The 16683-nt window shown below is 63.8% G+C and carries 13 protein-coding genes and 1 pseudogene; 7 read left to right on the top strand and 7 right to left on the bottom strand.

The genetic code is table 11. From position 1 onward, the window contains the following. Positions 1-11: 11 nt before the first annotated feature. From P3C39_RS11775 to P3C39_RS11765, 3 genes are read right to left on the bottom strand one after another with little or no spacing between them, the layout of a single operon-like run. On the bottom strand, positions 12-680 hold the full coding sequence (locus P3C39_RS11775; RefSeq protein WP_064992764.1) for an HAD-IA family hydrolase: 669 nt from the start codon (positions 678-680) through the stop codon (positions 12-14). After that, positions 677-1957: a Tm-1-like ATP-binding domain-containing protein gene (locus P3C39_RS11770; protein WP_064992763.1), complete on the bottom strand. Its 1281-nt coding sequence runs from the start codon at positions 1955-1957 to the stop codon at positions 677-679. The genes P3C39_RS11775 and P3C39_RS11770 overlap by 4 nt, the downstream gene beginning before the upstream one ends. Further along, a complete protein-coding gene (locus P3C39_RS11765) occupies positions 1957-2727 on the bottom strand; it encodes an IclR family transcriptional regulator (RefSeq protein ID WP_275953309.1) in 771 nt (256 codons plus the stop codon). Before P3C39_RS11765 ends, P3C39_RS11770 begins: the two co-directional genes overlap by 1 nt. 172 nt (positions 2728-2899) lie before the next feature. Here P3C39_RS11765 and P3C39_RS11760 point away from each other — a divergent pair, with 172 nt between their 5' ends. The 6 genes from P3C39_RS11760 (at position 2900) to P3C39_RS11735 (ending at position 10008) form a co-directional block, all read left to right on the top strand. Beyond that, entirely contained in the window at positions 2900-4348 is a 1449-nt protein-coding gene (locus tag P3C39_RS11760) for an APC family permease (RefSeq protein WP_064992761.1), read from the top strand. Between the two features lie 58 nt (positions 4349-4406). After that, positions 4407-5600 (top strand): cytochrome P450, encoded by a 1194-nt coding sequence (locus P3C39_RS11755; protein ID WP_084015579.1) that lies wholly within the window; start codon positions 4407-4409, stop codon positions 5598-5600. Further along, complete coding sequence (locus P3C39_RS11750) at positions 5597-7084, top strand: aldehyde dehydrogenase (RefSeq protein WP_064992759.1); 1488 nt, start codon at positions 5597-5599, stop codon at positions 7082-7084. Before P3C39_RS11755 ends, P3C39_RS11750 begins: the two co-directional genes overlap by 4 nt. Before the next feature lie 243 nt (positions 7085-7327). After that, positions 7328-8182, top strand: a complete 855-nt coding sequence (locus P3C39_RS11745) for a MetQ/NlpA family lipoprotein (RefSeq protein ID WP_013528557.1) — start codon at positions 7328-7330, stop codon at positions 8180-8182. A 91-nt stretch (positions 8183-8273) separates the two neighbouring features. Next, positions 8274-9371, top strand: a complete 1098-nt coding sequence (locus P3C39_RS11740) for a methionine ABC transporter ATP-binding protein (RefSeq protein ID WP_275953310.1) — start codon at positions 8274-8276, stop codon at positions 9369-9371. After that, positions 9352-10008, top strand: a complete 657-nt coding sequence (locus P3C39_RS11735; RefSeq protein WP_275953311.1) for a methionine ABC transporter permease — start codon at positions 9352-9354, stop codon at positions 10006-10008. The genes P3C39_RS11740 and P3C39_RS11735 overlap by 20 nt, the downstream gene beginning before the upstream one ends. Before the next feature lie 179 nt (positions 10009-10187). On the opposite strand, the gene P3C39_RS11730 is transcribed toward P3C39_RS11735, so the two are convergent. Continuing rightward, on the bottom strand, positions 10188-10394 hold the full coding sequence (locus P3C39_RS11730) for a hypothetical protein (RefSeq protein WP_275953312.1): 207 nt from the start codon (positions 10392-10394) through the stop codon (positions 10188-10190). 119 nt (positions 10395-10513) lie between these two features. Here P3C39_RS11730 and P3C39_RS11725 point away from each other — a divergent pair, with 119 nt between their 5' ends. Continuing rightward, entirely contained in the window at positions 10514-12418 is a 1905-nt protein-coding gene (locus tag P3C39_RS11725) for a BTAD domain-containing putative transcriptional regulator (protein WP_275953313.1), read from the top strand. A 6-nt stretch (positions 12419-12424) separates the two neighbouring features. On the opposite strand, the pseudogene P3C39_RS11720 reads toward P3C39_RS11725, so the two are convergent. The 3 genes and pseudogenes from P3C39_RS11720 to P3C39_RS11710 form a co-directional block, all read right to left on the bottom strand. After that, a pseudogene (locus tag P3C39_RS11720) lies at positions 12425-12574 on the bottom strand (amino acid ABC transporter); the annotation flags it as partial. A 103-nt stretch (positions 12575-12677) separates the two neighbouring features. Next, positions 12678-14420, bottom strand: a complete 1743-nt coding sequence (locus tag P3C39_RS11715; protein ID WP_275953314.1) for a hydantoinase B/oxoprolinase family protein — start codon at positions 14418-14420, stop codon at positions 12678-12680. A 1-nt stretch (position 14421) separates the two neighbouring features. Further along, positions 14422-16506, bottom strand: coding sequence for a hydantoinase/oxoprolinase family protein (locus tag P3C39_RS11710; protein WP_275953315.1), 2085 nt, complete (start codon positions 16504-16506; stop codon positions 14422-14424). Positions 16507-16683 lie beyond the last annotated feature (177 nt).

The following is a 16683-nucleotide window of genomic DNA, read 5'->3' as shown; positions in this document are numbered from 1 at the left end:
CCGCAAAAATCTCAGGCAACTGGGACGAGGTCGAAATGGCCGAGGGCCTCGGCATAGGAATGAGCCGGGCGAGCGACGTCGAAATGCACCGTGCGCATGCCGGCAGCACAGCCGCCATCGACATTGCGCCGCTGGTCGTCGACGAAGACGCAAGCGCCGGCCGGCACGCCGAGCGCCTCGCTGACGAAGGCATAGGCACGCGGGTCGGGCTTGAGGATGCCGGTGTAAGTGGCGTCGATGATCACATCGAAGAGGCCGAGCAACGGCAGCCGCTGGCGGAAGTCGGCGCCGTAGAACAGGTCGAGTTCATTGGACAGGATGGCCAGTCGAAAACCGGCGGCATGCACCGTGCGAATGGTGCTGTCAGCCTCCGGCCGCACCACCTTTTCCGGCTCGGCCCCTCGCGCGCGCCGGACGAAGGTCTCCATAGCCTGCCAGTCCTCGCCCACCAGACGGCCGACCTCGCTTGTGCGTGTGCGCCAATAGTCACGCTCGCTGATCTCGTCGGCCTGCATGGCGCGCCACAGCGGATCGCTGCCCGGATCGAACGGCCCGCGCCATTGCAGCGTCCCCGGCGCGAGGCCGAGCGCCTGTTCGGTCAAGGCGTGGGTCTCGAACAGCGTGCGGGTGACGACGCCGCCGAAATCGAGGACAAGCGCCTGGGCGGGAACAGCACTCACGCCGCCACTCCCTCGGCCGGCTTGCCGCGCGGGACGATGCCTTCCTCGACCCAGCGGTCGAAGATCTCGAGCGCCTTGCCGACGAAGTCGTCGCTGTTGATGTGAGCGTCGATCTCGTGGAACTCGACGCCGGCGGGAATGACCTTGCGAATTTCGTCAGTGAAGGCGGCCAGGGCTTCCGGCTCATAGAGCGGCTCGCCCTCCACGTCCCATTCCTGGATGCCTTGGGAGGGCAGGATGAAGGCGGAGCGGCCTCTGGCGGCACCGAGCTTGGCGGCGATGGTCCTGGCGACCTGGCGGCGATCGTCGGCATCGACGGTGATCGAAGCGATCAGCCTGTTATGGGCGTGAAACGGCCGCTTCGAGAATTTAGCCGGCAAATCCTGCCAGGTCGGCAGGTCGACCATGTCGACCGCGCCGGGTGCTGCGATCTGCGGAATGCCGCGGGCACCGGCATTCTCCAGCCGGTCGGCGCCGGAACTGACGACTGAGCCCGCGAGATGATTGGTGATTTCCTGCAGGCTGAAGTCGAACACCGCGCAAAAATGGTCTTGACCGGCAATCGATTCGAAGGCGCGGCCGCCCATTCCGGTGGTGTGGAAGACGGCAACGTCATAGCCGCGCTGTTCCAGCGCCGGCTTCAGCGTCTTCATGTAGCGCAGGCAGCTGCTGCCGAGCGAGGTCATGCCGATGGTCGGGCCTGTTGCCCGCGCCGACACGCGCGACGCCAGCACGATTTTCGCCGCGCCGACGACCGCACCACAGGCCTGTGACAGGACCAGCCTGCAGATCGAGTTGAGGCCGTACAGCCCGCCCGCCCAGAGGATCATCATCAGGTCGGGCGCGACGCGCTCGGGTGGGATGAGGTGCGAATAGGCGATGGTCGAGACGACGAATTTCGGCACGCCGAGCGGCAGGCAAAGCGCCACGTCGAGCGCCAGATCTGTCCCCATCGAACCGCCGATGGCGATGAAGGCGTCGATCTCGCCGTTTTGATGGAGCTTGCGCACCAGTTGCACGGCGCCGCCGGCCATCAGCGTCATGGCGGTGTTCTCGTCACCGCTCGAAACGATCTCGGCGATCGTCACATCCACCGCCCGCGCCACGGCGTGCTTATCCTGGTCCGGGCTGTAGGGCGGGTCGCCGAGCACACTGACATCCATCATCACGGCGCTGCCGCCCGACTGCTCGATGCACTGTTTCATGAACAACAGCTCTTCGGCCTTTGTGTCGCCCGTGCCGATGACCAGGATGCGGGGTGCTGTCTCCGAGGGCATCAGGCCTGCCTCCTCAAGATTTGCAGGTTTTCACCGTTGAGGCGCATGGAAATCTCCCGTGCCGCCGCCCTCACGGCAAGTCCCCGCTCCGTGATCGCGGCCGCCGTCGTTCTGGCCTTTGGCGCCGCCACCGCGATGGTGCCGAGCGCAAAGCCATCCGCCCCGCGGATTGCCGCCGCGACGCTGATCACACCTTCCTCATAGCCCTGGTCGCAGATCGAATAGCCGCGATCGCGCGCCTCGCCCATGGATCTTGAGATGGCGGCCGGCTCGATCAGCGTATGGGCCGTGAAGGCGTCGATCGAACCCGCCAGGCACGCTTTGACGGTCTCGTCGCGGGCGAAGGCCAGATAGGCGATGCCCGACGCGGTCGAATGCAGGGGCAGCAACTGGCCGATGTCGATGTTGACCCGGTTTGCCCATGCTGGATGCTCGACATGGACGGTGACCAGCCTGTCGACGCCGAATTCCGACAAATGCACGGTCTCGGCCGTCGAGGCGGCCAGGTCCCGCACCAGCGGAACGGCCGTCTGCAGGAAGGGAAAGCGCGCCTCGCGGATGCGCGCCAGCCGCGACAGGCCGGCGCCGAGGCGATAGTGCCGCGTACCCGCATCCTGCTCGACGAAACCACGGCCGGCCAGCGCTACCAGCAGCCGCCTTGTCGTCGCCTTGTCCAAGCCCGAGCGGCGCGCCAGATCGGACAGGCCGAGCTCGGGCTCGTCGACGTTGAACAGCTCCAGAAGCGAGATCGCTTTTCCGACCGTACTCAAATTTGCCTCCCGGTTCGGACAATCATTTAACGTGTGAATTAACTTGACAGGCATCAGCATTGTTTGCAAGTCTATATTCAAAATAACGGTTCAAATAATGAACCAACCACCAGAGTGCATGGGACAGGCCATTCGGCCGGCGAACTCAAGGGTTTGCAAACAGGAGGGATCAATGACAGCAGTCTCGGAACAGGCGCCGGCCAACAGGCTGCGCAAGAACAGTCTTGGCGTCGGCGCCATCACCTTCATGGTGATTTCTGCGGCCGCCCCACTCACGGCAGTCGCCGGCGGCACGCCGCTTGGCATGCTGATGGGCAATGGCGCCGGCTTTGCCGGCACCTATCTCATCGTGACCGTGCTGCTGCTTTTGTTCGCGGTCGGCTATGTCGCCATGTCACGCCATGTCGGCAATGCCGGCGCCTTCTATGCCTATGCCGCACGCGGCCTCGGCAGCATGGCCGGCGGCGCCACGGCGCTGATCGCCATCCTGTCCTACAACGCCATGCAGATCGGCGTCATGGGCCTGCTGGGCGCCGCAACCGCCGGCCTGTTCGCCGGCTGGGGCATCAACCTGCCCTGGTGGGTGTGGAGCTTCATCGCCATCGCGCTGGTCGCCGTGCTCGGCTATCGGCAGGTCGACCTCTCCGCCAAGATCCTGACGGTGCTGGTGCTGTGCGAATATCTTGTGGTGCTGATCCTCGATATCGCCATCCTCAAGACCGGCGGCGATAGCGGCCTGTCGGCGGCGCCATTCAGCTGGAGCCAGATCGTCAGCGGCTCGCCGGCCATCGCCATCCTGTTCTGCTTCGCCGCCTTCATCGGTTTCGAGGCGACGACGATCTATGCCGAGGAAGCCCGCGACCCAAAGGTCACCATTCCGCGCGCCACCTATTTTTCGGTCGTGCTGATCGGCGTCTTCTACATGCTCACGGCATGGCTGATGGCGGTCGGCGCCGGTGTCGACAAATTGCTGCCGACGCTGCAGGGATTGCAGGATCCGACGACCTTCCTGTTCGGCCTGTCCGACCGCTACGCCGGCACGATGCTTTCGCAGGCGATGAGCATCCTGTTCGTGTCGAGCCTGTTTGCCGGCGTGCTGGCGTTCCACAATGCGGTTGCGCGCTATATCTACGTCTCGGGCCGCGAGAAGCTGTTGCCGCAGACGATCGGCGTGACGCATCCGGTGCACCAGAGCCCGCACGTCGCTTCCGTCGTCCAGAGCGTGCTCGCCGCGGTCGTTGTCGGCCTGTTCGCCGTGCTCGGCCTCGATCCGGTGCTGGCGCTGTTTTCGTGGCTGACCAATGTCGCGACGCTCGGCGTCATCGTGATGATGGCGGTGGCATCGCTTGCCGTGGTGATGTTCTTCCGCGCCAACCCGGCGGCCCACGAGAATGCGCTGAAGACCACCATCCTGCCCGGGCTGACCTTCATCGCCTTCGTCATCATCATCTATTTGATCGTCATCAATTTCGGCAGCCTGTCGGGAGCCGGCGGTTTCCTTGGCGTGTTCCTGCCGGGGCTGGTGCTGATCGCCGCGATCGTCGGCCTGCTGCTGGCCAGCGCGCTGAAGAGCCGCGATCCGGTCGCGTTCAAAAACCTCGGCCAGCCGCTGAAGGATTGAGAAAAGCAAAGGGGCGGCATGCCACGCCGCCCCTTACACCACAAGGGGAGTGGCGGATTTGAGCTTTGCCGAAAATATCACCGTCGAGGCATTGGAAGCCGATCCCTACCCGATCTATGCAGAGCTCAGGCGCAGTGCGCCGGTCGCTTTCGTGCCGGCGGTCAATCTTTGGTTCGTCACCCGCTGGAAGGATGTCGAGAGCGTCGCCAAGTCGCCCGAGATCTTCTCCGCCGTCGTCGGCTCGTCACCAGTTGAGCGTTCCTTCGGCAAGCCGACCATCCTGACCACCGATGGCGAGACGCACAAGCAACTGCGCCAAGGCGTCGACCCGAAATACCGGCCGCGCACCGTCGCCGCCTATGCCGGCGACCTCGTGCGGTCGATTGCCGAACCTTTTCTGGACCGGATCGTCAACCAGGGCTCCGCCGAGCTGATGGCCGATTATTTCGAGCCGGTGTCGACGCTCAGCCTGGCGCGCTCGCTCGGCCTTGCCGGCATCGATATGCCGACGCTGCGCCGCTGGTTCTACGGCCTTGCCCAGGGCGCCATCAATTTCGAGAACGATCCGAAACGGCAGGAGATCGCCGACGCAACCAGTGCCGAGGTCGGCGACGCCATCCTGCCGACGCTGGAAAGACTTGCGCGCCAGCCAGATGACTCGGCGCTGTCGCATATGCTGCATGACGGCATGCCGGAGGGCACGACGCGGCCGATCGACTTTCTGATGCCCAGCATCAAGGTCATCCTGCTTGGCGGCATGCAGGAGCCCGGACATGGCGCCGGCTCGATCCTCGCCGGCCTGCTGGCCCATCCCGAGCAATTGCGGCAGGTGCTCGCCGATCCCGAGACTTTCGTGCCGAGGGCGGTCGACGAGGGCCTGCGCTGGGTGGCGCCGATCGGCACGCAGACGCGGCAGACGACGCGGGCAGTCGAGCTTGGCGGCGTGACGATCCCGGCCGGCGCTGCCGTCGCCGCCCTCGTCGCTTCGGCAAGCCGCGACGAGAGCCGCTTTGCCGATCCCGACCGCTTCGACATCAACCGCAACGAAGGCAACCATGCCGCCTTCGGCTTCGGCCATCATTTCTGTTCGGGCCGGTTCTTCGCACGCGAGCAGATGTGCCTTGCGGTGCGGCTGTTGCTCCAACGCTTCCCTGATCTCAGCCTTGTGCCGAGCAGGGAACCGGTGTTTCGCGGCTGGGAATTCCGCGCGCCAATCACATTGCATGTTTCCCTTGGAGTCCGTCACCAATGATCAGTCAGAATGCCATCGAAACGCTGCGCAAGACGGAGATCGGCGCGCAGGGCCTGTTCATCGATGGCGTGCAGGTCGAGGCAACAAGCGGCGCAAGCCTGCCGGTGACGTCGCCGATCGACGGCCGACCTTTCGCCAGCATCGCCGACGGCAACGCCGCCGATATCGACCGCGCCGTGAAGTCGGCGCGCAAGGCGTTCGAGAAGGGCTCGTGGTCGCGCGCCGCACCCGCCTTTCGCAAGAAGGTGCTGACGAAATTCGCCGAGCTGGTCGAGAAACACGCCGATGAGCTCGCCGTGCTCGGTGTGCGCGACAACGGCACCGAGATCGGCATGGCCTACAAGGCAGAACCGCTGTCGGCGGCAGGCACCATCCGCTACTATGCCGAGGCCATCGACAAGGTCTATGGCGAGATAGCACCGACGGCCGAGAATGTGCTCGGACTGATCCACAAGGAGCCGCTCGGCGTCGTCGGCGTCATCGTGCCGTGGAATTTCCCGCTGATGATCGGTGCCTGGAAGATCGCGCCTGCACTTGCCGCCGGCAATTGCGTGGTGGTCAAGCCGCCGGAGATCGCCTCGCTGACGCTGCTGCGGCTGGCCGAACTGGCAAGCGAGGCCGGCTTGCCCGCCGGTGTGCTCAACGTCGTCACCGGGCTTGGCGCGGTCACCGGCGAGGCGCTCGGTCTGCATATGGATGTCGACGCCATCGCCTTCACCGGTTCCGGCCCGGTCGGCAGGCGGCTGCTCGAATATTCCGCTCGCTCCAATCTGAAGCGCGTCTTCCTCGAACTCGGCGGCAAGTCGCCGAACATCGTCTTTGCCGACGCCCCGGACCTGAAACAGACAGCGGTCGTCTCGGCCAATGGCATCTTCCGCAATTCCGGCCAGGTCTGCGTCGCCGGCTCGCGGCTTCTCGTCCAGTCAGCGGTCTACGACCGCTTCATGGACGAACTGCTCTCGGCAACCATGCGGCTCAAAGTCGGCGATCCGCTTGATCTCACCAGCGATGTCGGCGCGGTATCGAGCGCCGAACAGCTGGACAAGAACCTCGGTTTCGTCGCCAGGGCCACGGAAGAAGGTGCCCGTCTCGTCACCGGCGGCCAGCGGATGCTGACCGAGACCGGTGGCAGCTACATGGCGCCAACGATCTTCGAGAATGTCATGCAGGACATGCAGTTGGCGCGCGAGGAGGTGTTCGGGCCGGTGCTCGGCGTCATGCGCTTCGAGACCGAGGAGGAGGCGGTTCGGCTCGCCAATTCGACCATCTACGGGCTTGCCTCCGCGGTGTGGACCGCCAATCTCTCCACCGCGCATCGCATGGTGCGCGCCATCAATGCCGGCGTCGTCCACGTCAACACCTATGGCGGCGCCGACATCACCGTGCCGCTCGGCGGCGTCAAGCAGTCCGGCTTCGGCCGCGACAAGTCGCTGCACGCGCTGGAGAAATATTTGGAACTGAAGACGGCCTGGATCGCGCTTTGACGGCACGCTGAGCTCTCTGAGAATCTGACGACCTCCAGACGCGCGCAAGATCGCGCCGCGATCCGCTGCGGCCGGTCAAGCGGCGGCTTTTGCTCACGCTCTTGAAAATTTTGAGAGGATATTCCCGGCTTTGGCGAGAATGGCGAAACGCGTTCTTTGATAAACTTGATAGAATTTCTGAGGATGCGACCAAGGCTAGGCAATCCGCCTCGCTGCCATGACTCACAACCGCAGAGATCAATCATGACTGACTTCAAGAACACTTTGCCATCTTCCCCTGGGTCAACCGTCAACCGGCGCAGTGGCCTTGCTCTGCTGTTCGCCTCGGTCGTCGCGATCGGCAGCCTGATTGCACCGCATGCGTCGTTTGCCGAGGACAAGAAGGCGATCAAGGTCGGCATCATCAGCGGCGAGGACGAGGACGTCTGGCGCGTCGTCGTCGCGCAAGCCGCCGAAAAGGGCCTTGCCATCGAGACGGTGGTATTCAACGACTACACCCAGCCCAACGAGGCGCTGGAGCGCGGCGAGATCGACGCCAACGCCTTCCAGCACCAGCCCTATCTCGACAACCAGATCAAGACGCAAGGCTACCACATCGTCCGTGTCGGCTATACCGGCGTCTGGCCGATCGGCCTCTACTCTAAGAAGTTCAGCAAGGTTGCCGACCTGCCCGAGGGCGCGGTCATTGGCGTGCCCAACGACCCATCCAATGAAGGCCGGGCGCTGCGCGTGCTGCAGAACGAGGGCGTGATCAAGCTCAGGGATGGCACCGGCATTCTGGCCACCACCGCCGACATCGCCGAGAACGCGAAGAAGGTGGTGATCAAGGAACTTGACGCCGGTATCGTCGGCCGCTCGGTCGAGGATCTCGATGCGGCCGTAGTCAACACCGACTGGGCGCTGAAAAGCGGCCTGTCGCCGGAAAACCGCATCGCGCAGGAGCCTATCGCCGACAATCCCTACCGCAACTTCATCGCGGTGAAGACCGGTAACGAGAACGAGGCCTGGGTGAAGACGCTGGTGGCTTCCTATCAGAACGAGGCGGTGAAGGCCGAGTTCGACAAGGTCTACAAGGGCACCGGCCTCAGCGCCTATTGATCCGGTCCTCGGCCGGAAGCCCGGTTCGAGAGCAACAGCGGTCCGCGCTCAGGCGCGGGCCGCGATTGCGTTTTCGGGAACAGGAATATTCATGAACCAGCATATCACGGCATCCGGGAAGACCGCCGATCCGACCCAGACCCGGCCCGACGCATCTCAGGATGTCGTGCGCCTTGTCGACCTGAAGCGCCATTTCGGTGTGACGGCGGCGCTCGACGGCATTTCGCTGACCGTGCGCAAGGGCGAGATCCTCGGTATCATCGGCCGCAGCGGCGCCGGCAAATCGACGCTGATCCGCTGCCTGAACGGGCTGGAACGGCCTGACTCCGGCGAGGTGTTCATCGAGGGCCGCGAGATCAGCCGGCTCGGCGAGCGCGACCTGCAGCCGCTGCGGCGGCGCATCGGCATGATCTTCCAGCATTTCAACCTGCTGTCGGCCAAGACCGTCGAGGACAATGTGGCGCTGCCGCTGAAGATCGAGGGCCGCCCGAAAGCCGAGAGGCTGAAGCGCGCCGCCGAACTGCTCGATCTCGTCGGCCTGTCGGAGAAAGCCAAGGCCTATCCGGCGTCGCTGTCGGGCGGCCAGAAGCAACGGGTCGGCATCGCCAGGGCGCTTGCCGCGCGCCCGGCGCTGCTCCTGTCGGACGAAGCCACCTCGGCGCTCGATCCGGAGACGACGCGCTCCATCCTCGCACTGCTCAAGGACATCAACCGGCAGCTTGGCCTGACCATCCTTTTGATCACCCATGAGATGGAGGTGATCCGTTCCATCGCCGACCGCGTGGCGGTGATCGACGCCGGACGCATCGTCGAGCAAGGGCCGGTCTGGTCGGTGTTTGCCGACCCACAATCAGACATCACCAAAAGCCTGCTCGGCGCCATCCGGCCGCAGCTGCCAGCCGAACTGGCGGCCCGGCTGTTGCCGGCGCCCGGCGAGGAGACGATCCTGCGCGTGGATGTGGCCGGCGAAGCGGCAAGCAGGCCATTGCTGTCCGACCTTGCCACGGCTGTTCCAGGCGCCTTCCGCCTCGTCCATGGCGGCATCGACCATATCCAGCAGCAGCCGGTCGGCACGCTGTTCCTGTCGGTTCCCGGCAGCGATGCAGATCATCTCGCTGACATCATCACATTCCTGAAGGCCCGCCAGGCGCGGGTGGAGGTGCTTGGCCATGTCGCCAATCCTGTTTGAGCTTCTGCTGCGTTCGATCTGGGAGACAGTGCTGATGACGGCCGCTTCCGGCCTCATCTCGCTGGTCTTCGGCCTGCCGCTCGGCCTGGCGCTGATTGCTACCGAACGCGGCGGCATTGCCGAAAGCCTTTGGGTGAACCGGGCGCTCGGCGCCATCATCAACGGCTTCCGCTCGGTGCCCTTCATCATCCTTCTGGTGGCGCTGATCCCGGTGACGCGGCTGATCGTCGGCACCTCGATCGGCACATGGGCAGCCATCGTGCCGCTGTCGATCGCCGCAACGCCCTATTATGCGCGCATCGCCGAAGTGTCGCTGCGCGAAGTCGATCGCGGGCTGATCGAGGCGGCGCGCGCCATGGGCGGCAACCGCTGGACGATCATCCGCGAGGTGCTGGTGCCAGAAGCCCTGCCCGGCATCGTCGCCGGCTTCACGGTGACGCTGGTGACGCTGATCGGTGCGTCAGCCATGGCCGGCGCGATCGGCGCCGGCGGCCTCGGCGACCTCGCCATCCGCTACGGCTACCAGCGTTTTGAGACGTCGGTGATGATCGCAGTGGTCATAGTCCTGATCGTCCTGGTCTGCGGCATCCAATGGGTGGGGGATCGTCTGGTGGCGAGGCTGGATCGGAGGGGGTGAGGGTCGGCTCATAGCGTCGGATGAGCCGAGGCCTCCCCGACTTTGTCATCCACGGGCGGAGCAGCCGCGAAGCGACGCGGCGCAGACCCGAGGATGACGAGGCACAGGGGGTTTCCGCCAATCACCAACTAATGCGGTTCGCGCTGTGACGCCCGCGTCACGGCGTTGGGCGAGAGAGTTCAGTAATTGCCGACGTCGTTGTCGGGGCGATGCTCGGGGTTATTCTCCCCGAGGCCGGTGGCCGCGCCGTAGGCCTTCCAGGTGGCGGAGGCGTATGCCTCTGTTATGCCGCACAGGAACCGGCCCAGACGAAACTTCGGCCACTTCAACGGTTTCTTTTTGAGGGTCTCACCTGCCTTTCCCGGAACCTCTGCAACGACCGACATTGGTGTTTCCTCTCAGATGTTGTTTAGTTGCGAGAGGCACCATCGAATTCGGGGCGTGAGACGGCTGTGAAAAGCCTCGTGAAAATCGCGGAAAAAGCAGAAATTCCGGGCAAATCGCGATGAGCTTGGCGAGGCTCGATCTCCTGGGTGGTTTTCGCCTGACGTCCCGCGAGGGGGAAACCTTGGAAGTGCCTGCCAAGAAGAACAGGGCACTTCTGGGCATTCTCGCCGTAGCGCCGAACCAGGAGGCGACGCGTCATAAGCTGGCTGCTCTTCTATGGAGCGATCGAGGTGAGGAGCAGGCAAGGGACAGTCTGCGGCAGGCCCTGGCCACTATCCGTAAGGACTTCGCCGAGCTGGGAGCGGATGCCTTGGCCCTGGTCGGAGATCGTGTCGCGCTCAATCCGAAATTCGTCACCATCGACGTGGTGGAATTCGTGGCTGTATGCGGGAGCCGCGACGCGGTCGAGCTTCGACAGGCCGCCACCCTCTATACCGGACCCTTCCTTGATGGTCTGGGCACGTCCGACAACGCTTTCGAGGATTGGCTGCGTGAAGTCCGTGCCGACCTGTCCTTGCGTGCGATCGATCTGTTTGAACGCCTGGCTGAATCGGTGAGCGGCACCGAGCGCGTTGCCACTGCCGAACGGCTGGTTGCTCTCGATCCGCTGCGAGAGCCATCGCATGTCGCACTGATTCAGGCACATATCGCCCTGGGTCAGACCGCTCTCGCCATCAAGCAGTATGAGGCGTGCAAGCTGTTGCTGAAGCGCGAGCTGAACCTGAAGCCCGGTGATGAGCTTCAGCTATTGAAGCAGACCATCGACGAGCTGTCCAAGCCGCAAACCGGCGACGCATCAAGCCACAGGCCGGTCATTGCGGTTCTTCCGTTCGAGAATATGAGCGGCGACCCCAGCCAGGCGTATTTCAGTGACGGGATCACCGAGGACATCATCACCGAACTGGGCCGATTTGGAGAACTTCATCTCATAGCCCGCAATTCCTCCTTTGTTTTCAAGGACGGGCTTGCTGACGCTGCCACCATCGCGAAGCAGTTGTCCGTCGATTACCGCCTTCAGGGCAGCACCCGCCGTGCGGGAGACAGAGTCAGGATCTCGTCGCAACTCGTGGAAGCCAGATCCGGCAATCAAATCTGGGCTGATCGATTTGATCGCGAGCTAACGGATATTTTTGAACTCCAGGACGAGATCGCCAGAAGTGTCGCCATTACCGTTGTCGGCACGATCCGAACTTCGGCCGTTGAGAAAATCCGGCGGCTTCCCATCTCCCAGCTCGATGCCTACGATCTGTATCTCCAGGCTCGTGTCCGCATGGTTCGCTACGACACGGTGCTGGAAGCAGAGCCCTATCTTGTCAGAGCGATTGAACTCGACCCGAACGTCGCCACGACCCATGCAATGATGGCGATCATGCTCACAGTCAAATGGCTGCTTGAGGGGGACGGAGACACGCTCAAGACCGCTCTTGCCCACAGTCGTCGCGCTCTAAAACTCGGACCGAAACAAGTATGGAGCCATATGGCGATGGGTCACGCGCTCATCTTCACGGGTGAGTTGGAGGAGGCGCTGCTCCATCTCGAACAGGCTGTGAACCTCAATCCGAACGAAAGCCGAGCGAGAGCGATCCGGGCTTTGTGCCGCAACTATCTCGGTCGGCATGAGGAAGCTTTGGCCGATCTGGACGTCTGTATCGCCCGCGACCCCCTAAATTACGATTGGTTGTGGGATCTGCGCGGGCAGGTTCTCCTGGTTCTCGGACGGTATCCCGAGGCGATAGCCTCCTACCGGAATCTCAATTCCTATGCATTTTGGGCACACGCGTTTCTAGCGGTCTGTCATTGGAGAATGGGTGACGAGCAACTCGCCGCTCACGCAGCCAGAGAATGTCTGGCGGCAAGGCAAGGTGCGACCGTAAGCACCATCTTGATCGATCCATATCGCAACCCGAAAATCCTGAAGGATCTTCGGAGAGACTTGCTTGCTGTCGGCATACCCGATGGATGAATGTCAGCCTTCCGTGCCGTCGGCACTGGCGTAGTTGAAGCGCGGATAGGCGCCCTCGGTGCCGATCCTGAGTTTCTTGTCCTGGGCGGACGCGGCACCGGCGGCAAGGGTTAGAGCGACGGAAGCGGCAAGCACGAAACGACCGAAAGGCCGCATGTTCCAGATCTCCGTTGACTGCGGAAGCCCACGGCTTCGTGCGGCGGAGACGGAAACGACGTGCGCGGCGAGCGATCCGCGCCATGGCAGAGCCGACGGTCCTTCAGCCCGCGCGCTGCTTGTCTGTCGCCATTCGGTCGACGGCTAACTCCGCTGCCGACAGGACAACGCCGAATTTTTCACTGGCTTCTTCAGCCGTGTAGTACCCCAGTGCCACGTCTCGTGCCACCAGATCCGGATCCCGCTCACGCGGATCACCATAGCCGCCGCCGCCCGGCGTGCCGACGCGCACGCGGTCGCCGGCCTTGAGCGCAATGTCCTGTTCCTTGGACAAATGCGGCGGCACGTGTTCCTCGCCGTTGCGGAAGACGGTCACCGTGTTGACGGCGCCGTCCTTGCCGCCAAGCGCGCCCTGCGGGCCGAACCGGCCATGGTCCATGACGAAGGAAGCGCGGGCGTCGCCGCGCAGGATTTCCACCTCATAGGCGAGGCCGAAACCGCCGCGATGCTTGCCGGCGCCGCCGGAGCCTTCACGCAAGGCGTAGTGGCGGTAGAGCACCGGGAATGCCTGTTCCATGATCTCGACCGGCGGCGACTTGGAGATGCCGATGGTCGAGCAGCCATTGGTCAGGCCGTCATGGCCTGAATTGCCGCCATAACCGCCGCCGGAGATCTGATACATGACGTAGTCGCGGCCGCGTGCCGGGTCGTTGCCGCCGAGTGCGAAATTGCCGCTGGAACCGGCGGGGGCGGCCGTCACCTTGTCCGGCAATGCCTGCACCATCGCCGCGAACACCGCCTCGGCGATGCGCTGCGACACCTCGGCGGCGCAGCCCGAGACGGGCCGCGGATATTTGGCGTCGAGGAACGTGCCTTCCGGCCGTTTGACGATCAGGGGTTCAAACGCGCCGGCGCTGATCGGTACATCCGGGAAAATGTGGCGCATGGCGAGATAGACCGAGGATAGGGTCGTCGCCAGCACGCTGTTCATCGGCCCGGCGCAGGGCTTTGACGAACCGGTGAAATCGAAGGTCAGCGTGTCGCCCTGTTTTTCGACGGCGAGCGCGATGATCAGCGGCTCGTTGACCACCCCATCGGAATCGACAAAGGCCTTCGAATGGTAGGTGCCGTCGGGAATGGCTGAGATGTTGGCGCGCATCTGCTCGGCCGCGCGGCGGCGCAGTTCGGCGATCGCCTCTACAACCGTTTCATCCCCGTAACGATCCAGGATTCCATTGAGCCTGTCCCGACCGATCAGCAGTGCGGCAGCTTGGGCGCGGATGTCGCCGATGCGCTGGTCGGCGACACGGATGTTGGAGCAAATGATGGCGTAGATTTCCGGATCGAGCACGCCCTTCTTGAACAGTTTTACGGGCGGCAGTCGCAGGCCTTCCTGCTCCACGGCAGTCGCCGAGGCTGAAAATCCGCCCGGCACCGAGCCGCCAATGTCGGGCCAATGGCCGGTGTTGGATAGCCAGCAGAAAATCTTGCCGTCCCGGTAGACCGGCATGGCGAAGCGCACATCCATCAGATGGGTGCCGCCGAGATAGGGGTCGTTGACGACGTAGATGTCGCCTGGTTCCGGCGGCTGGCAACGGCCGTCGGCGATCATCTCGATCACCGTCCTGGTCGAATACTGCATGACACCGACGAACACCGGCAGGCCCTGGCTGCCTTGCGCGATCAGCGAACCGTCGACAGCCGAATAGATGCCGTCGGAGCGGTCATTGGCCTCGGCGATGACAGGCGAGAAGGCGGCGCGTGAGAAGGTCAGGTCCATCTCGTCGCAGACCTGCTGCAGGGCCGCCTGGAGGACCGAAAGGGTGATGGCGTCGAGCTTTGCCATATCAGGCCTCACCAATGTCGATGATGATGTTGCCGTCAGCGTCGCTGCGTGCGCGGTCGCCGGGTTCGAGCACGGTGGTGGCATCCATCTGTTCGAGGATCGCCGGGCCTTCGATGATAGCATCGAGCGGCAGCTTTTCACGCGCATATACGGGCGTGTCGTGCCAACGGCCGGCATACCAGACCGGCCGGATTTCGCGCCGCGCCTCGTCCAGCGTTGCTGCGCGCCCCGCCGGATCGATCAGGCGCGACAGATCGATCGCCAGACGCACGCCGGTGACCGATGTATTGAGATTGACGAGATTGGCTCGGATTTCCGGCAGCTCGACCTTGAATCGGGCGAAATAGGCCTTTTCGAAAAGCTGCTGCAGCGTTGCCCGGGTCACCGAGGAGGACGGCAGCGCCACGTTGATGATGTGGGTCTGGCCGACGAACTGCATGTCGGCGGAGTGGGTGACGCGGATCGTCTCCGGCTTTACCGCTTCCTTGCCGATCAGCTCCTCGCCTTCGTTTCGGTGCCGTTCCAATACCCCATGAAGGCGCGTTTCGTCGAGCACCGACACCGGCTGGTTGATGGTGTTGACGAAGTCGTGGCGCAGGTCGGCAACGACGCAGCCGAGCGCGTTGGTGATGCCTGGACGCGCCGGCACCAGCACCTTGGGCAGGCCGAGTTCGCGCGCCAGGGCAGTCGCATGCAGCGGCCCGGCGCCGCCAAAGGCGAACAGCGCGAAATCGCGGGGGTCATGACCGCGTGACACCGAGACCATGCGGATGGCGCCGGCCATCTTCATGTTACCGAGCCGCAGCACCGCGCCCGCCGCCTCGACGCCGGACAGGCCGGTCGGCTTGCCGATTTTCTCCTCGAAGATGCCGGTGACGCGCTCTGATGTGACCGGGTTTTCGACCGCCAGCAGCTTCTTCGGCGCCAGCCGGCCGAGCACCAGATTGGCGTCGGTGATGGTCGGCTCGAGGCCGCCGCGCCCGTAGCAGATCGGGCCGGGATTGGCGCCCGCACTTTCCGGGCCGATCTGGATCAGGCCGGCCGCGTCGACGCGGGCGATCGAGCCGCCGCCGGCGCCGACCGTGTGCACCGCCACCATCGGCACATGGATCGGCATGGCATATTCGATCTCGATCTCGTTCGAGACAGCCGGCTCGGCATTGCGGATCAGCGCCACGTCGGTCGAGGTGCCGCCCATGTCGTAGGTGACGAGGTTTTCGAAGCCGGCACGTTTTCCGGTGTAGGCGGCGGCGATGACGCCCGAGGCCGGACCGGACATGACAGTCTTGGCCGATTCACGTGTGACGAAGCGGGCCGAGATCATGCCGCCATTGCCGTTCATGATCAGGAAGTCGCGGGCATAGCCTTTTGCAGCCAGTTCCTTGCGCAGCCGCTCGACATAACGCTCGAGGATCGGCTGCACCGAGGCGTTGACCGAAGCGGTGACGCCGCGCTCGAACTCGCGCGCCTCCGACAGCAGCGCATGGCCTGCCGTGATGTAGCCGTTCGGCCAGAGCTCGGCGGCAATTTCGGTGGCGCGCCGCTCGTGCGCCGGATTGGCGTAGGAATGCAGGAAATGGATGACGAGGGATTCGCAACCGGCCGCGATCAGCGTCTGCACCGCCTCGCGCATTTCGGCCTCGTCGAGCGGTGTGCGTATCGCACCCGACGCCTCGACGCGCTCCGACACTTCGAGCCTGAGATTGCGCGGGATGATCGGCACGAAGCTGCCGGTCATGCCATAGGCCTGCGGCCGCGTGCGCCGGCCAAGCTCGATCACGTCGCGAAAACCGCGCGTGGTGATCATGCCGGTTTTCGCCAGCCGGCGTTCGAGCACCGCATTGGTGGTGGTGGTCGTGCCATGCACGATGAGGTCGATGCCGTCGATCGGAAATCCGGTGGCGCCGAGCGCCGAAACGACACCGAAGGCCTGGTTCTCGACCGTGGTCGGCGTCTTGGCCAGATACACCCTGCCGCCATCGCTTCCGTCGATCAGGAGCAGGTCGGTGAAGGTGCCGCCGACATCGATACCGGCAACGACATTTCCCCGGGACTCGCGCGCTTGCGCCGAAATATTCTCTTCCATCGTCGAAACCCGAAATGCGCGGACTACGGATATGCGTCAGTTTGGAAAGCTGTTTTAAGGGAGCATCTTGACGCAAATATCGTTTGTATACTAATAAATTCCGGACACAAGAGCTTGCCGCTTTGAAGTGTGCGAACAGCACGCCGGGACCTGAATGGTCCGGGCGCGCAGGTGAAG

It is taken from the genome of Mesorhizobium sp. XAP4 (assembly GCF_029269325.1).
GTDB lineage: Bacteria > Pseudomonadota > Alphaproteobacteria > Rhizobiales > Rhizobiaceae > Mesorhizobium > Mesorhizobium ciceri.
This window is presented reverse-complemented; position numbering and strand designations above follow the sequence as displayed.